This is a genomic window from Psychroflexus sp. MBR-150, from assembly GCF_053628795.1.
This window is the reverse complement of the sequence record NZ_JBRJHB010000011.1, coordinates 1-17532: the sequence shown is the minus strand read 5'-3', so window position 1 is coordinate 17532 and position 17532 is coordinate 1. Positions and strand designations below refer to the sequence as shown.

Here is a 17532-nt window from a genome sequence, read left to right as displayed (position 1 = left end):
TGAAACATGAAAAGAATTTATGCTACATATTTGTTATTTTTATTTATAGCTTTTTTGGCAACACCTACTGTTGTTAAGCTTATAGATGAAAATGCAGATGTAAGCATAGTTTACAACCTTGCAGAAGAGGAAAGATCTGAAAACCCTGTAAGTTCTTTTTTTGATTTTGATATCAATAAACAAGACTTTGAAGCTTTAAGTGTGCATGAAACTAAAGATGCTTTAGTTTTTGACAACTATCAATTTGCAATAAAGTCTAACCATATCCGAATTCCTTCACCACCACCTGATGCTTTAGCATAGACTTTAAAAGCATTTCATTTCTTTTTAATTTCATTTTTTATCCTGCCTGAAAGGGCATTAAATCTTATTTTATGTTTAAATATTTAAAAAAAGACCTTCCTGCAAGTGTCGTTGTTTTTTTTGTAGCTCTGCCATTATGTTTAGGAATAGCATTAGCATCTGGCGCACCTTTATTTTCTGGATTAATTGCTGGTATCATTGGTGGCATAGTAGTTGGGTCGCTAAGTGGCTCACAGGTTGGTGTAAGTGGACCAGCAGCTGGATTGGCAGTTATTGTGCTGAGTGCTATTGCTAGTCTTGGCAGTTTTGAGAACTTTCTTGTAGCAGTAATTATTGGCGGTGCTATTCAGATATTGTTGGGTATAGCCAAAGCAGGAGTTATAGGTTATTATTTTCCAACTTCAGTGATTAAAGGTATGTTGGCTGGTATAGGAATTATTATTTTTATTAAGCAAATTCCATTTGCACTTGGCTTGAGCGATAATGTAGAGTTTTCAGAATATGTCACAGATGATCACGTGGCTTTTGCAGAATACTTTCAAACCCTATTAGATAATATTTCTATAGGAGTAATTTTTATTACCTTTATCAGTCTTGGTATTATCATTTTATGGTCTAATGTTCTTGAAAAAAGATCTAAATTTTTTAAAATTTTCCCAGGACCAGTCGTAGCAGTTATTGTCGGGGTTTTATATTATGTTTTAATACCAGAAGGTTCGGTTTTAGCTATTTCAACACACAACCTTGTGAATGTTCCAGTACCAGAAAATACATCTGACTTTATAGGTCAGTTTACATTTCCTAATTTTTCAGTGATTACTAATCCAAACGTTTGGATTACGGGAATTACCATTGCCATTGTAGCCAGTTTAGAAACTTTGCTTAGTGTTGAAGCAACTGATAAACTTGACCCAGAAAAACGCATAACACCAACCAATAGAGAACTGTTTGCTCAAGGTACGGGCAATATACTCTCTGGTCTTATTGGTGGATTACCAATTACACAAGTAATTGTAAGAAGTACAGCTAATGTCACATCAGGAAACAAAACTAAGTTATCGGCAATTGTTCACGGTTTTTTATTGTTGATTTCAATCATCGTTATTCCTAAGTTGCTCAACCTTATTCCGCTTGGTGTTTTGGCTGCTGTTTTATTTGTTGTTGGCTATAAGTTAGCTAAGCCAAGTTTATTTAAACAGATGTATTTTCTCGGCAAATCTCAGTTTTTACCTTTTATTATCACTGTCTTAGGAATTGTATTCACTGATTTATTGATTGGTATTGGTTTAGGCTTGGGTTCTGGACTTTTAACAGTACTTTACAACAGCTATAAAAACTCACACTTTTTACACATAAAAGGACAAAATGGCAATAAAAAACACATCAATATGACTTTAGCCGAAGAAGTTACTTTTTTCAATAAAGGGGCAATTATGAGAGAATTAAAAAATATTGAAAATGATTCTTTTGTAGAAATCGATATACGAAAAACAAAGTTTTTAGATTATGATATTTTAGAAATTCTGGACGATTACGCCTTTAAAGCCAAAAACAGAAATATTGATATAAAATTGATTCATAAAAAAGGAGAAGTTAAAAACCCAGATAGTTTTAAAGAGTATTTTGATAAAATTGCATTAACAGATAAATAAAATAAACATTATGGATAAAATCATTTCTAAACAAGAACAAGTATCTATGACACCAGAAAGTGTGCTCAAAGATTTACTAGAAGGCAATCAGCGATTTGTAAAAAACAACTTAGAGCATCGCGATTATAACTTGTTAAAAACAAGCACCTCTGATGGTCAATATCCCAAAGCCATCGTCTTATCTTGTGTGGACAGTCGTGTGCCTGTAGAGACCGTGTTTGATCAAAGTATTGGCGATATTTTTGTGTCTCGTGTAGCTGGCAATTTTGTCAACATTGATATTCTTGGCAGTATGGAGTTTGCTTGTAAAGTAGCTGGAAGCAAATTGGTTTTTGTACTTGGTCACGAAAAATGCGGAGCCGTAAGTTCAGCTTGTGATCATGTTAAATTAGGGCATATTACCGCTATGTTAAAAAACATTGAACCCGCAATTGAACAGACAAAAACCAAAGGAGAACGCAACTCTAAAAACGCTGAATACGTTCAAGCCGTAGTAGAAAAAAATGTGATGCTCAATATTGAACGTATTAGAAAAGAAAGTCCTATTTTAAAAGACCTTGAAGATTCGGGTCAAATAAAAATTGTAGGAGGAGTCTATTCTTTAAAAACAGGTGAAATTAAGATGCTGTAATCAATTTGGTGGCATTGGTGTGATTCTGTTTTGAAGAACCACTCTGCCACCAAATATGTATGGATTTTAGCCTCGGAAATCATATTTTAATATTATGTGATTTTAATCGTTTAATATATTGATTTTCAGGATATCAAATCCGAATTATGCATTACCAAAATCAAGTGGAATCAAGCAAAAAGTTTGTGGAGTAAGGTAAATTTTTAATCTCCCAACTTTTTTGCTTGACCCAAAATCATCTGTAAAATTACTACTTCAACATTAACTCAAAAAAAGCTTTTTTGCAATGCTTATTTATTTTGATTTAAATTAATCGAAAATCAAAGCCCATATAACTTCGCATTACGAGACTTTACTTATCTTTGTTTTTTGCTGAATTATGATCATCCAAAACTTACAATTTGAACTTTTTATCACACAAGACGATATAAACAAACGTGTTGAAGAGTTGGCTAAATCCATACAAAAAGATTACAAAGGCAAAACCCCAACGTTCTTAATCATTTTAAATGGAGCATTTATGTTTGCTTCAGATTTAATCAAGCATTACCAAGGCGAATGTCGTATATGTTTTATGCGTCTATCTTCATATCGTGGCACACGTTCCACTGGCAATATCAGCACCTATTTAGAAGCTGAACAGCTCGACAACCAAGATATCATTATTGTAGAAGATATTGTCGATACAGGCAATTCTATTGAATACATCATCCAAAACCTCAAGACCAAAAATCTTAAATCATATAGCATTGCAAGTCTGTTTTACAAACCCGATGCCTACAAAAAGCCCTATTCTATAGACTATATTGGTTTCAAAATACCAGATAAGTTTATTGTAGGTTATGGATTAGATTACAACGGTTTAGGTCGAAATTTACCAGATATCTATCAACTCAAAACTTCATAAATTATGACAAACATTGTTTTATTTGGTCCACCAGGAGCTGGCAAAGGCACACAAGCCGACATTCTAAAAGACAAGTATAACCTCATTCACCTCTCAACGGGTGATATGTTTAGATACCACATCAAAAACAAAACCGACTTAGGTCAACTCGCCCAATCATATACCGACAAAGGCAAATTAGTTCCAGACAAAGTTACTATCAAAATGCTCAATGCTGAAGTGGACAAGCATTTACCGTGTAATGGCTTTCTCTTTGACGGTTTTCCACGCACAGAAGCCCAAGCCCAAAGCCTCGACCAATTGATGACCCAAAAATCAACTCAAATCAACGCTATGATTGCCTTAGAAGTCGATAACAAAGTTTTGATTGAGCGTTTACTCGAACGTGGCAAAACCTCAGGCAGACCCGACGACGCCAACGAAGATGTCATTAGAAAACGCATCAAAGTCTATTATGACGAAACTGCTATTTTAAAAACCTATTACCAAAAAGCTAACAAATATTATGGCGTAGATGGTGTCGGTAGCATTGAAGAAATCACAGCACGAATCAGCAAAATTATAGATAAAATTTAATGAATTATTTTAGCTTTATATGGTCTATTCGCTAAATTCTCGTATTAGACGGGATTTGCCACATATCTTGTCCGAATATATATATATTTTTATTCAATATTTTTTGGGAATCCATAAGCTAAGTACGGCTTTCAATTCACCATTTTTATTATACATCTACCACGAATTAAAAAAGTTAATTATATTTGAATACTAGAAACAAATACATTTGATGGAATACAAATTAGAACACGATGGAAAATTTAAATTTATTGAAATAGGTGAAGGAACACCCATAATTATTCTACATGGTTTAATGGGTGGTCTCAGCAACTTTGATGGCGTCGTTGACTTTTTTCCAAAACAAGGTTACAAAGTCGTCATCCCAGAATTACCCATTTACACTTTGCCGATTTTAAAAACCAATATCAAAAATATTTCTACCTACATCAAAGAATTTATAGACTACAAACAATACAAAGATGTCATTTTGTTAGGCAACTCTCTCGGTGGTCATATCGGATTATTAACAACAAAATTATATCCAGAATCTGCAAAAGCACTTATCATTACTGGCAGCTCTGGACTTTACGAAAGTGCTATGGGCGAGAGTTATCCCAAACGTAGTAATTATAATTATATCAAAAAGAAAGCAGAAAATGTTTTTTACGATCCTAAAATTGCTACCAAAGAAATCGTTGACGACGTTTATAAAGTCGTAAATGACAGAAGTAAACTCATCAGAACATTGGCTATAGCCAAAAGTGCTATAAGACATAATATGTCTAAAGATTTACCCAATATACATCAACCAACATGTATAATTTGGGGAAAACAAGATAATGTTACACCACCAAATGTTGCAGAAGAATTTCACGAAAAACTCCCCAACTCAGATTTGTTTTGGATAGATAAATGCGGTCATGCTGCAATGATGGAACATCCCGAGCAATTTAATAGTATTTTGCACAGTTGGTTACAGAAACGTGAATTATAAATTATGGATATCACCCAATCCAGATTTGTTATCAGTAATTCTAAAGTTGAAGATTGCCCCAACTCTCAATTGCCCGAATACGCTTTTATAGGGCGAAGTAATGTTGGTAAATCTTCACTCATCAATATGTTAACGGGTAAAAAAAACTTAGCCAAAGTCTCAGGAAAACCTGGTAAAACCCGATTGATAAATCATTTTCTGATCAATGATACTTGGCATTTGGTTGATTTACCTGGTTATGGTTATGCTAAAGTCAGTAAAAAAGAAAAAAAAGTCTTTCAAAAATTTATCACTGATTATTTCAAAAAACGAAAACAACTCGTCAATGCCTTTGTATTAATTGATTCTCGTCACGAACCGCAAAACATTGACCTTGAATTTATGCAATGGCTTGGTGCCAATGCTATTGCGTTTTCAATTATTTTCACTAAAACCGATAAGTTAAAACCTCAAGCCTTAGACAAAAACATTTTACACTACAAATCTGTATTAATGGAATATTGGGAAGAATTGATGCCCATTTTTTTGTCATCATCCAAAGATAAAACAGGTAAAGATGATATTTTAGCTTATATTCATAACATCAATCAAAGTTTGAACTAAAAAATCTAACCATTAAGAAGTTAAGACAGATTAAGACTTACTGACTTCCTTAATGACCTTCATTTCTTAATGGTTCAAAAATAAATGCCAACCATTAAGAAGTCATGAAAATTCTTATTGACATTTATTGTTGCTTTCTAATAAAAACACAAAACACCTTAAAGGAATAAAACACCTCAAAGCAATTAAAAAGTTAATGAAGTTTATTTAAAAATGCTTTTACCAAGAGGTTGCTTCTATATAAATTAAAAGTAACTTTGCAATTTATTTTCTGATTTTCTTAGGCAGAAATTAAAATTATTAAATGCCACAAAAAAATAAAATAGTCAAGAATTTTTTAATTTGGAGATATAAAAACATCAGCGACGAAACGTTTTTATATATTCTTAGTGCTTTTATAGGACTTTTGGCTGGATTAGGAGCTGTAGTTATCAAAAACGTTACTTATGTATTGAGTTTGTTGTTTAAAAATGAATTTATCAGCATTTACTTTAGGGAGTTTTATTTTTTCACACCAGTCATCGGATTTTTATTAGTTGTCTTAATTTCAAAATATATTTTAAAATCAAAAGTCGGTCACGGTATCCCTATGGCTTTAGCTTCTTTATCAAAGCACGATGGAAGAATGAAAGTTCAAAATATATTTAGTTCTATCATTACCGCACCAATCACAGTTAGTTTTGGAGGTTCTGTAGGTTTAGAAGGACCATCAGTAGCAACGGGAGCTTCAATAGCTTCAAATGTGTCAAGTTTTTTTAGACTTAAAGCTAAAACCAGAAAACTAATTTTAGTCTGTGGTGCTGCAGCTTCGCTTTCCGCAATTTTTAAAGCTCCCATTGCCGCTATTCTATTTGCTATTGAAGTTTTTAGTTTAGATCTTACTTTAGCATCTTTACTTCCTCTACTTTTTGCTTCAATTTCTGCTGTTTTTACAAGAATATTATTTCTAGGAGAGCAATATATTTTAGACTTTCATAATCTTGACAATTTTAATATAAACAATATTTTATACTTTATTGCCTTTGGAATTTTGACAGGAATATTGTCTTTGTATTTTACAAAATCCTATGTTTTTATAGAAGAAAGACTAAAAATAATTAAAAATGAATATAAAAAAGCAGTGATAGCTGGTGTTGGTGTTGGTGTTTTGGTTTTTATAGCATATCCTATTTACGGAGAAGGCTTTGAATTTATGAACCAACTCATTCAAAACAATACGATAGAATTTAAAGATGATTTTATTTTATTTCAATATTTTGATAACTCTTGGATTTTTTTAGTCTTTATCCTTTTCTTAATTCTTGTTAAACCTATTGCAACATCTCTAACTTTAAACGGTGGCGGAGTTGGTGGTATTTTTGCACCAACATTGTTTTTAGGCGTTTTAGCAGGTAATTTTTACACCAAATTTCTAAATTTATTTGATGTTTATTTACCCGTTAGTAATTTTGCAATGTTAGGTATGGCAGGCTTGTTGGCTGGCATACTTCAAGCACCACTTACAGCTATTTTTTTAATTGCTGAAATTACAGGTGGCTATGGAATCATCATTCCGTTAATGCTGACGGTATCAATTTCTTTTTGGATTTCAAAAAAATATGTCGATCACAATATTTATACTCGTCAACTCAAAAAAAATAATCAGTTGATTACCCACAACAAAGATCAAACAGTTTTGATGTTATTAAATCTAAAATCACTAATTGAAACTCATTTTATAGCGGTCAACCCCGAAATGACCTTTAAAGAAATGTTGCTTAAAGCGGTTTCAAAATCTCATAGAAATCTTTTTCCTGTTTTAGATCAAGAAAACAAACTTGTGGGTGTAATTACCTTAGATGATATCAGAGAATTTATGTTTGATGAAGATTCTCAAAACAACCTAAAGGTTAAATATTTTATGCATCAACCTCCTGATTTTATTGATATAGATACTGATAATGTAAGAAAAGCAATTCAAAAATTTCAAAAAACTCAGGCTTGGAATTTGCCAGTTATCCAAAACAATCGTTATATTGGATTTATATCAAAATCAAAACTTTTAACAGCTTACAGAGAAAAACTTATTGAGCTGACAGTTTAAAATATGAAGTGAATTCAAAAAAATAAACAATCATGAAAATAATAATATGGATTTGTTTTGTCATTATGATCGGTGGTTTCGGCACGGGATTTTATATTAAAATTGTGGAAACCAATCCTGAAATAGGCGATAAAATTATTGGTCTTTCTGTGCTATTTACCTCTTTTATTTTTATGCCTTTATTTCTATATCACCGTTGGAAAGGCAAAGATATCAAAGATTATGTGCTTGATAAAAAAAAGCTAGACGAAATGCGGGAGAAAGATTTGTAATTTTTATAAATCACGAAAAGACACCAAGGCACAAAGATTTTATACTCACACTGAAATGCTTAAACTTAAAATATGAATCCATTGGAGAAAATAGCTGAACAACTTTATACAGCTGAAATTCAAAACAAACCAATACAACCCATTAGAACAGCATTCCCTAACGAAAGAGATATTGATGCTGCTTATCAAATTCAGCAACTTGTTACTCAAAAAAAATTAGCCGAAGGAGCTAAATCAGTAGGTAAAAAAATTGGTTTAACTTCCTTTGCCGTGCAAAAACAACTCGGTGTTGACGAACCCGACTTTGGCGTTTTAACCGATGAAATGCAAATTAAAAATCACGCTAAACTATCTTCTGAAAACTTAATGCAACCCAAAGCCGAAGCCGAATGGGCGTTTGTTTTAAAACACAATTTAGATGTTGAAAATATAACACTAATCGATGTCAAAAATGCCATTGATTATGCTGTTGTAGCTATTGAAATTGTAGGTAGCCGTATTAAAAATTGGAACATCAAAATCACTGATACCATAGCTGATAATGCTTCGGCAAGTCATTTTGTTTTAGGTTCAAAAAAAATTGAATGGTCTAAAATTGATATGGTCAATTGTGAAATGAAAATGTTTAAAAATAGCAACATCGTTTCTGAAGGAAATGGTCAAGCTTGTATGGGCAATCCGCTCAAGGCTGTTTTATGGTTGGCTCAAACTATGCAAAAACACCATCAACCATTACAAGCAGGTGAAATTATTTTGTCGGGTGCTTTAGGTCCGATGACTGTAATTGAAAAAGGTGATAGACTTAGTGCAAGTATTGATGATTTTGATTCGGTTGAATTTCAAGTCGTTTAGTTTTTAGCACCCACAATCACTTTGACCACAAGCTTTTTTTGTTTTTTTCTTGAAGAAAAATTTTTTAATTAAAAAGCCAACGGCAGTTATAAATGTTATCCAAACGAGTATTTCTTGTACTGACATAATTTATTTTAAGATTTGATAAGCAATTAAAGACACAATATAAGCAAAACTTGTCATAAAAACAAGTTGTAAGATAGGCCATTTCCAAGTATTGGTTTCGCGTCTGACTACGGCAAGTGTGCTCATGCATTGCATTGCAAAAGCGTAAAACAGTAATAAACTAATACCGCTTGCCAAGTTAAATAGTTTACCACCAAACACAGGATTTACTTCTTTAGACATTCGTTTTTTGATGGTTTCTTCATTTTCATTACCAACACTATAGATGGTGGCGAGTGTTCCTACAAAAACTTCTCGTGCTGCAAAAGAGCTGATAACAGCTATCCCGATTTTCCAGTCATAACCCAAGGGTTGAACTACAGGTTCAATGCCTTTGCCCATATAACCAATATAGGAATGTCTTAATTTATAGGATGAAATTTTGGTATCTAATTCTTCAGGTGTTAAAACTAAATTTTCAGTTTTAACTTCGGTTTTGACGATGTTTTCTGCGTTTTTAAATTTTTCATTAGGCCCATAACTTGCTAAAACCCATAAAATAATAGAAATAGCCAAAATAATTTTTCCAGCACCAAATACAAATGATTTGGTTTTGTCAAGAACCGTAATCAATACATTTTTAGCAATAGGCATTTTGTAGTTTGGCATTTCAACTACAAAATAAGTTTTATGTGAAGTTTTCATCACTTTGTGCAAAAGCCATGCTGAAAACACTGCCATGCCAAATCCTATAAAATACAGCAACAGCAAAACTAAACCTTGGTAATTTACCCCAAGAAAGCTTTTATCTGGAATAACTAAGGCGATAATGATTAAATAAACAGGCAATCTGGCAGAACAAGTCGTGAACGGGATGACTAAAATGGTGATGAGTCGTTCTTTCCAATTTTCGATGTTTCTAGACGCCATCACGGCGGGAATAGCACAAGCCGTTCCTGAAACTAAAGGCACAATGCTTTTTCCACTCAACCCAAATTTCTTCATAATTTTATCAGTGAGAAATACGACACGACTCATATAGCCACTTTCTTCAAGAATGCTAATAAAGAAAAACAAAAATGCGATTTGTGGGATAAAAATCACAATACCACCAATTCCTGGTATAATACCTTCGGCAATAAGTTTTGTGAACTGCCCTTCAGGTAGTGTGTTTCTTGTCCATTCACTGAAATGTGCAAAACTTTCATCGATAAAATCCATCGGATAGGCAGCCCAATCATAAATCACTTGAAAAATTAAAAGCAAAATCACTGCAAAAATAAGATAACCCCAGATGCGATGCATCAACAATCGGTCTAAACTCGCCCTTAAACCTTTTGCCATATTGATGTCTTTGGTCATCGTTGATTTTAAAGTGTCGTTGATGAAAGTATATCGGGCAATAATTTCTTTTTGCTGTAAACGCTTGAGTTCAGAATCGCTTTTGGGTTCAAAACTTTTGGCTTTGTTTTTGATCTGATTGCGATCTAAATTGCCAAAATTGACATCTTGAGTAATGACTAACCAAAGCTTATAAGTGTTTTGATTCGGGAATGTTTTTTTGAGATTACCAAAATATTCGGTATCCACTCTCGATGCGTTGCAACAGGCTTCTGTAGAAAGTTGTTTATAATTTGTAATGAGAGTTTTAAGTTTGTCAAAACCCGTTTTTTTTCTTGCACTAATCAGTGCAATTTTGGTTTTGAGTTGTTTTTCAAGCTTTGGAACATCAAGGCTAATACCTTTTCGTTCCATTCTATCAGCCATATTGATGGCTAAAATTGTAGGAATTCCAAGGTCTTTAATCTGAGTGAAAAGTAATAGATTACGTTTCAAGTTTTCAACATCACTGACAACTACAACAACGTCGGGATAGTCTTTATCATTTTTGTTAAGCAAAAGCTCAATGACTATATTTTCGTCTAAAGAAGAAGCGTTTAGACTGTAAGTACCAGGTAAATCAATGATATGGGCTTTTAGAACCCGATTGAGCTTAGCGACGCCTTCTTTTTTTTCAACCGTTATGCCAGGATAGTTACCAACTTTTTGATTTAATCCTGTTAAGTTGTTAAAGACAGAGGTTTTCCCTGTGTTAGGATTGCCGACAAGTGCTACATTGATTTGCCTCATGATTATTCTTCTATGAGTTTTACTAAAATATCTCTTGCCGTTTCAAGTCTGATGGCTAAAAAAGTATCGTTGATATTAAGATATAAAGGATCTTTTATTTTAGCAATTTTGATTACTTCAACTGCATTACCTGGCAAACAGCCCATTTCGAGAAGTTTTAAAGGAATAGTCTCAGAAGAAATATCAGTAATGGTTGCCTTTTGTCCGCTTTTTAAATCGGCAATGCTCATCATTTTTATTTAGATTAAGTTGAAACAGTGCAAATTTAAAAAATCTAATTGAAGTGGACTTTAAAGTTGTGATTTTAATTTAAAGTTAACGCCCGAACTTGATTTTGGTCAGTTTTTGGTGTTTTTAATCTGCAAATAAGTATAATGTCTTGATTTCATCAGATCGTTTCCAGTTGATTTTTTAGGTTAGATTTTTATAATGCGTATTGGAAGGACTATCAAGTTTAAGCTAAAGGTTAAAGTAGATCACCCCAACTTCTCAGCAATCTTATCACAAGCCCGATCAAGCATTTCATAAACCCGTTTAAAACCATCAATGCCACCAGTGTAAGGATCTGGAACGTCGCAGTTTTCACCAGGCAAAACTTCATTTAATATCAGATGAACTTTGTTGCGGTCGTCATCGTTTCTTGCCAAACTCAAGACGTCTTCGTAATTTGAATTATCCATCACATAAATGAGATCAAATCGGTCAAAATCTGAAACTTTAAATTGTCTGCATCGTTGGTCAGTGATATCTATATGGTGTTCTTTAGCAATTTTTATAGAGCGTTCGTCAGGTTTTTGACCTACGTGATAGTCATCAGTACCTGCGGAGTCTATAAAAACTTTGTTGGTGTTGACTTTGGTTTTTAAAATGCCTTCGGCGAGTGGCGAGCGACAAATATTTCCAAGGCACACCATAAGAATTTTAGTGTTCATAAATTTACTCTACTAAGCGTTTGTCAAGGTCTTCAACAAATTTTTTGAATTGCTTGTCCGTTGAAGTTAAATTGCTAACGGTTTTACAAGCGTGCAGAACGGTAGCGTGATCTCTATCGCCAATTTGTTTACCAATGCTAGCCAGCGAAGCTTTGGTCATTTTTTTGGCAAAATACATTGCTATTTGTCTGGCTTGAACGATGTGTCGCTTACGGGTTTTAGATTGTAATGTGTACGTATCCATTTGAAAATAACTGCTTACCACTTTTTGAATGTGGTCTATAGAAATTTCTTTTTTAGAATTGTGGACATAATTATCTACGATTTTTTTTGCCAAAATCAAATCCACCTCTTCTTTATTAAATGAAGAATGAGCGATTAAGGAGATAATAGCACCTTCAAGTTCTCTGATATTACTCTTGATGTTTTGGGCAACAAAATCTATAATGTCTTCACCTATTTCTACACCATCGCGATAGAGTTTGTTGCTAATGATTTTCTTACGGGTTTCGTAATCAGGTTTGAGCAATTCTGCTGATAAGCCCCATTTAAAACGTGATAGCAAGCGTTTTTCTATTTCTTGCATATCAACTGGTGCTTTATCACTGGTTAAAATGACTTGCTTGCCATTTTGATGTAAATGATTAAAAATATGGAAAAAAACATCTTGTGTGCCTTTTTTGCCCGACAGCAATTGAATGTCATCCACAATAAGTACATCAATGACTTGATAGAAATGGATAAAGTCGTTTCTGGTGTTTTTCCTTACCGATTCTATATATTGTTGAGTAAATTTTTCAGCCGAAATGTAAAGCACAGTTTTGTTGGGGTGTTTGTCTTTAACATCAACACCAATAGCGTGAGCCAAATGTGTTTTGCCCAAACCTACACCACCAAAAACAAGTAGTGGATTAAAAGACGTGCCACCAGGTTTTGCCGAAACTGCTTTTGCTGCAGAACGAGCTAAACGGTTAGAATCGCCTTCAAGAAAATTATCAAAATTATAATTAGAATTGAGTTGTGAATCAATTTTTAAATTTCTAATACCTGGTATGACAAAAGGATTTTTTAACTCGGGATTTTTTGTGTTAAGTGCCATATTAACGTCTTGAGAATTGACTTTGCTTCGCTGTGAACTTGGTATTTTTTCTGTAAAAGCTGGCTTTTTGCCCCTTGCATTTTCCATTCTTATCACATAAATAAGCTTAGCATGATCGCCTAAAGTTTTATTAAGTGCTACGCGAAGCAATTTGACGTAGTGTTCTTCAAGCCATTCATAAAAAAATTTAGAAGGCACTTGAATACTTAATGCGTTATCAGATAGCTTAACAGCTTTTATGGGCTCAAACCATGTTTTGTATGCTTGTGGTGTGATGTTATCTTCTATAAAAGACAAACAATTTTCCCAAACTGATTCCGCAGTTTTATTCATAATTAATCTTAAATTTACAATTTTTGGAGGTGAAAATTACCCCGTTTTGATATGGCAAATATGTGAACAAATCATTTCATAAAAAAATAAAATTGCTGTTGAATTTTAAGTTTTTTTTGCCTATACAAAACTTTTATAAAAATAGAAAAATAAAAGTTATTAACGTTATAAAACATGGAATATTTATATAAAATCCGCTATGCAGAAACCGACCAAATGGGTGTGGTTCATCATGCCAATTACTTGCTATACTTAGAACAAGCAAGGATTGAATGGCTCGAAAAAAAGGGTGTAAAATACTCCAATTTAGAACAAGATGGCATAATGCTACCTGTTTATAAAATTGAAATAGATTATAAAAAACCTTTGGTGTTTGGCGGTAGCGTTAAGGTTCAAGTTGAATGCTCAAAAACTCCCGATGTCAAGATTGGATTTGACTATAAATTATTAAATGACGCTGATGAAATTGTTGCGACGGCAAAAGTGATTTTAGTTTTTATATCCGCACAAACTCGCAGACCTATAAGATGTCCAAAATACTTATTTGAAATTTTGACAACTTAAGCCAATTTTAGGACGAGTCGATTAAATGCTATTATAATTTTATAGCCTAAACATTGTAGTGGAGAATGTTTAAGCTTCAATTTCCTCTTCAAGATCTTCCACCAAATCAATTTCTAACCTAAGATTGTCAATGATAAACTCTTGACGGTCAGGTGTGTTTTTGCCCATATAAAATTTTAAAATCTCTTCGATGCTTTTGTTTTTGTCAAGCATAATTGGATCAAGACGGATATCGTCACCGATAAAGTTTTTAAACTCATCAGGCGAAATTTCACCCAGACCTTTGAAACGTGTGATTTCTGGGTTTTTGCCGAGTTTTTTTATCGCTTCTCTTCGCTCATCTTCAGAGTAGCAATAAATGGTTTCCTTTTTATTTCTAACTCTAAATAAAGGTGTCTGCAAAATATACAAATGCCCTTCGCGAATCACTTCTGGAAAAAACTGCAAAAAGAACGTGATGATCAACAAGCGAATATGCATGCCATCTACATCGGCATCGGTGGCAATCACAATATTGTTGTAGCGCAAATCTTCAAGCGAATCTTCAATGTTTAAAGCGGCTTGAAGCAAGTTGAATTCTTCATTTTCGTAAACAATTTTTTTGCTTAAACCATAACTATTCAAAGGCTTTCCTTTCAAGCTAAACACCGCTTGAGTATTCACATCACGAGATTTGGTAATGCTCCCACTCGCCGAATCGCCCTCAGTGATAAACAATGTGGTTTCTAAGTTTCCTGCTTTTGAAGTATCGCCCAAATGAATGCGACAATCTCTTAATTTCTTATTGTGCAAACTCGCTTTTTTAGCTCGTTCTTTTGCCAATTTTCTGATGCCAGATAAGTCTTTTCGTTCTTTTTCGGCTTGAAGAATTTTGCGTTGAAGTTTTTCTGCTGTTTCTGGATTTTTGTGCAAGTGATTGTCTAATTTTCGCTTGACAAAATCCAAAATATAAGTTCTTACCGTTGGCAATTCGCCACCCATATCGGTTGAGCCAAGTTTGGTTTTTGTTTGACTTTCAAAAACGGGTTCCATCACTTTAATGCTTACCGCTGCTGCAATAGATTTTCTAATGTCGCCAGGGTCGTATTGTTTGCCGTAAAAATCTCGAATGGTTTTTACGATAGCTTCTTTAAAAGCGGTCAAGTGCGTGCCACCTTGAGTGGTGTGTTGACCATTCACAAACGAATGATATTCCTCGCTATATTGGGCTTTGCTAAAGGTCATCGCCACCTCAATATCTTCACCTCGCAAATGTATGATTGGAAATAGTCGATCTTCAGTTCTAATATTGTCACTCAACAAATCCTTTAAACCATCTTCAGAATAAAACTTCTGTCCATTAAAAACTATGGTCAATCCAGGATTCAGATACACATAATTTTTAAGCATTTTTTCCACATATTCACTGCGGTAATTGTATTTCTTAAAAATTTCAGTATCAGGCACAAAAGTTACTTTCGTACCGCGTCGGCGAGAGGTTTCGTCTAAGTCTTCTTTGTTTTTAAGCTCGCCCAATTCAAACTCGGCTGCTACCGATTTATTATCCCGATTAGACTCTACTCTAAAATATTCAGACAACGCATTCACCGCCTTTGTTCCAACACCATTCAGCCCCACCGATTTTTTAAAAGCCTTGGTGTCATATTTTCCGCCCGTATTCATTTTAGACACCACATCAACCACTTTGCCCAACGGAATGCCACGACCGTAATCTCGCACAATCACACGATTATTTTGAATAGACACCTCAATGGTTTTGCCCACGCCCATCACATATTCATCAATCGAGTTGTCCAAAACTTCTTTCAGCAAAATATAAATGCCATCATCCGCACTCGAGCCGTCGCCAAGTTTGCCGATATACATTCCAGGACGCATGCGGATGTGCTCTTTCCAGTCCAGCGATTTAATATTATCTTCCGTGTAAGCCGTTTCTTTAACCATCAAATCAAATTTTAATGCCAAGATAAGACATGTTTTTAAAATCACGAAATTTCAAAATATATAATTTGGGGCTTCCGCTGCTCCAAAGTCGCATCGGCGGGCTTTCGGCAGTCGCTTTGCCACGCTTATGGCGTGGCAAGAGCTCCAACAATGCCTCAATCCCTAAGCCAGACCAACATAGAATGGACGGTTGTTATTGTCACTTTGTTAACTAACACAAAAAATTATATTTTAAAGAAATATCAATAATTTGCCAATAACTTTACAGAATTCTATAAAAACCCTTATTTTTAGACTTCAATTTAAAGATATTACATTCTATGAATTCATATATTATTGACGGTATCAGAACACCTATTGGAAATTACAAAGGCACACTTTCACCCGTTCGTACCGACGATTTAGGGGCTTTAGTTATCAACGAAATAGTCAATCGAAATAATAACATACCAAAACATGCTTTTGATGATGTCATTTTAGGTTGTGCCAATCAAGCTGGCGAAGACAATCGAAATGTAGCACGAATGTGTTTATTGTTAGCAGGCTTGCCGTATTCAGTCCCAGGTGAAACGGTTAACCGCTTGTGTAGTAGTGGTTTATCAGCAATTATTCATGCCCATCGTGCCATAAAAACAGGCGATGGAGATTTGTTTATTTCAGGTGGCGTAGAACACATGACGCGTGGTCCATTTGCTATATCCAAAACCTCTTCGGCTTACGGAAATGACGCTAAACTCTACGATACCAGTTTTGGCTGGCGATTTGTCAACCCAAAAATGCAAGAAATGTATGGCACCGACGGTATGGGCATGACCGCTGAAAACCTTGTTGATATTCATAAAATATCTCGTGAAGACCAAGACGAGTTTGCTTATAACAGTCAAATGAAAGCTACAAAAGCTCAACAAAATGGTCGATTAGCAAAAGAAATTATTGAAGTCAAAATCCCTCAGCGTAAAAAAGACCCAATCATTTTTAAAGACGACGAGTTTATAAAACCACAGACCAAACCTGAAATTTTAGCCAAGTTAAGACCAGCTTTTCGTAAAAACGGAAGTGTTACCGCTGGCAATTCCTCAGGTTTAAATGATGGAGCAGCGGCAACAATTATAGCTTCAGACAAAGCCGTAAAACAATACGGTTTAAAACCCAAAGCCAAAATATTAAGTTCAGCCGTAGTCGGTGTTGAACCCAGAATTATGGGCATTGGACCCGTTGAAGCTTCAAACAAAGCTTTAAAAAAAGCAGGTTTGAGTCTAACAGATATGGACATTATTGAGCTTAACGAAGCCTTTGCAGCACAATCTTTGGCTTGCATACGTGCTTGGGGTCTAAAAGACAACGACTCACGTATCAATCCCAATGGTGGTGCCATAGCCATCGGTCACCCACTTGGCGTCACAGGGGCAAGACTCGCCTATACCGCCGCCTTAGAATTAGAACAAACCCAAAAAAAATACGCCCTAATCACTATGTGTGTCGGTGTCGGACAAGGCTACGCCTGTGTAATTGAGAGATGCTGAGCGTAGCGAAGTCCCGAGAGCGAAGCGATTCGGGATGTGTCGGTGTC

General features: G+C 34.5%; 17 protein-coding genes. 12 read left to right on the top strand and 5 right to left on the bottom strand.

The genetic code is table 11. The features are described 5' to 3' along the window. The first annotated feature begins 6 nt into the window (after positions 1 to 6). From ACSSV5_RS07615 to ACSSV5_RS07570, 10 genes are all read left to right on the top strand, one after another. The gene (locus ACSSV5_RS07615) at positions 7 to 303 is read left to right on the top strand and encodes a hypothetical protein (RefSeq protein WP_211065279.1); all 297 of its coding nucleotides are present in this window, start codon (positions 7 to 9) and stop codon (positions 301 to 303) included. Positions 304 to 374: 71 nt separating this feature from the next. Next, positions 375 to 1955 carry a SulP family inorganic anion transporter gene (locus ACSSV5_RS07610; protein ID WP_211065280.1) on the top strand — a complete coding sequence of 527 codons (1581 nt, stop codon included), beginning with the start codon at positions 375 to 377 and terminating at the stop codon, positions 1953 to 1955. A 10-nt stretch (positions 1956 to 1965) separates the two neighbouring features. Next, positions 1966 to 2586, top strand: coding sequence for a carbonic anhydrase family protein (locus ACSSV5_RS07605; RefSeq protein ID WP_371815910.1), 621 nt, complete (start codon positions 1966 to 1968; stop codon positions 2584 to 2586). Between the two features lie 379 nt (positions 2587 to 2965). After that, positions 2966 to 3493 carry a hypoxanthine phosphoribosyltransferase gene (hpt, locus tag ACSSV5_RS07600; protein ID WP_454245411.1) on the top strand — a complete coding sequence of 176 codons (528 nt, stop codon included), beginning with the start codon at positions 2966 to 2968 and terminating at the stop codon, positions 3491 to 3493. 3 nt (positions 3494 to 3496) lie between these two features. Continuing rightward, complete coding sequence (locus ACSSV5_RS07595) at positions 3497 to 4069, top strand: adenylate kinase (RefSeq protein ID WP_211065282.1); 573 nt, start codon at positions 3497 to 3499, stop codon at positions 4067 to 4069. 211 nt (positions 4070 to 4280) lie between these two features. Then, complete coding sequence (locus ACSSV5_RS07590) at positions 4281 to 5045, top strand: alpha/beta fold hydrolase (RefSeq protein ID WP_454245410.1); 765 nt, start codon at positions 4281 to 4283, stop codon at positions 5043 to 5045. Positions 5046 to 5048: 3 nt separating this feature from the next. Continuing rightward, positions 5049 to 5648: a ribosome biogenesis GTP-binding protein YihA/YsxC gene (gene yihA, locus ACSSV5_RS07585; protein ID WP_454245409.1), complete on the top strand. Its 600-nt coding sequence runs from the start codon at positions 5049 to 5051 to the stop codon at positions 5646 to 5648. A 304-nt stretch (positions 5649 to 5952) separates the two neighbouring features. Next, positions 5953 to 7731, top strand: coding sequence for a chloride channel protein (locus tag ACSSV5_RS07580; RefSeq protein WP_454245408.1), 1779 nt, complete (start codon positions 5953 to 5955; stop codon positions 7729 to 7731). 32 nt (positions 7732 to 7763) lie between these two features. Then, entirely contained in the window at positions 7764 to 8003 is a 240-nt protein-coding gene (locus ACSSV5_RS07575; protein ID WP_454245407.1) for a hypothetical protein, read from the top strand. Between the two features lie 72 nt (positions 8004 to 8075). After that, positions 8076 to 8855 (top strand): 2-keto-4-pentenoate hydratase, encoded by a 780-nt coding sequence (locus tag ACSSV5_RS07570; RefSeq protein ID WP_454245406.1) that lies wholly within the window; start codon positions 8076 to 8078, stop codon positions 8853 to 8855. Positions 8856 to 8984: 129 nt separating this feature from the next. Here the strand turns inward: ACSSV5_RS07570 and feoB are convergent, their stop codons facing one another. From feoB to dnaA, 4 genes are all read right to left on the bottom strand, one after another. Next, positions 8985 to 11093, bottom strand: coding sequence for a ferrous iron transport protein B (gene feoB / locus ACSSV5_RS07565; protein WP_454245460.1), 2109 nt, complete (start codon positions 11091 to 11093; stop codon positions 8985 to 8987). Further along, complete coding sequence (locus ACSSV5_RS07560; RefSeq protein ID WP_247653519.1) at positions 11093 to 11323, bottom strand: FeoA family protein; 231 nt, start codon at positions 11321 to 11323, stop codon at positions 11093 to 11095. Before ACSSV5_RS07560 ends, feoB begins: the two co-directional genes overlap by 1 nt. 243 nt (positions 11324 to 11566) lie before the next feature. Further along, positions 11567 to 12022, bottom strand: a complete 456-nt coding sequence (locus tag ACSSV5_RS07555) for a low molecular weight protein-tyrosine-phosphatase (protein WP_454245405.1) — start codon at positions 12020 to 12022, stop codon at positions 11567 to 11569. 4 nt (positions 12023 to 12026) lie between these two features. Next, positions 12027 to 13454: a chromosomal replication initiator protein DnaA gene (dnaA, locus tag ACSSV5_RS07550; protein ID WP_454245404.1), complete on the bottom strand. Its 1428-nt coding sequence runs from the start codon at positions 13452 to 13454 to the stop codon at positions 12027 to 12029. Between the two features lie 174 nt (positions 13455 to 13628). Between dnaA and ACSSV5_RS07545 the strand changes: the two genes are divergently transcribed. Then, positions 13629 to 14018, top strand: coding sequence for an acyl-CoA thioesterase (locus ACSSV5_RS07545; protein ID WP_211065290.1), 390 nt, complete (start codon positions 13629 to 13631; stop codon positions 14016 to 14018). Positions 14019 to 14087: 69 nt separating this feature from the next. Here ACSSV5_RS07545 and ACSSV5_RS07540 read toward each other — a convergent pair whose 3' ends face one another. Then, complete coding sequence (locus ACSSV5_RS07540) at positions 14088 to 15962, bottom strand: DNA topoisomerase IV subunit B (protein ID WP_454245459.1); 1875 nt, start codon at positions 15960 to 15962, stop codon at positions 14088 to 14090. 320 nt (positions 15963 to 16282) lie between these two features. Here ACSSV5_RS07540 and pcaF point away from each other — a divergent pair, with 320 nt between their 5' ends. Then, positions 16283 to 17485, top strand: coding sequence for a 3-oxoadipyl-CoA thiolase (gene pcaF, locus ACSSV5_RS07535; RefSeq protein WP_454245403.1), 1203 nt, complete (start codon positions 16283 to 16285; stop codon positions 17483 to 17485). Positions 17486 to 17532 lie beyond the last annotated feature (47 nt).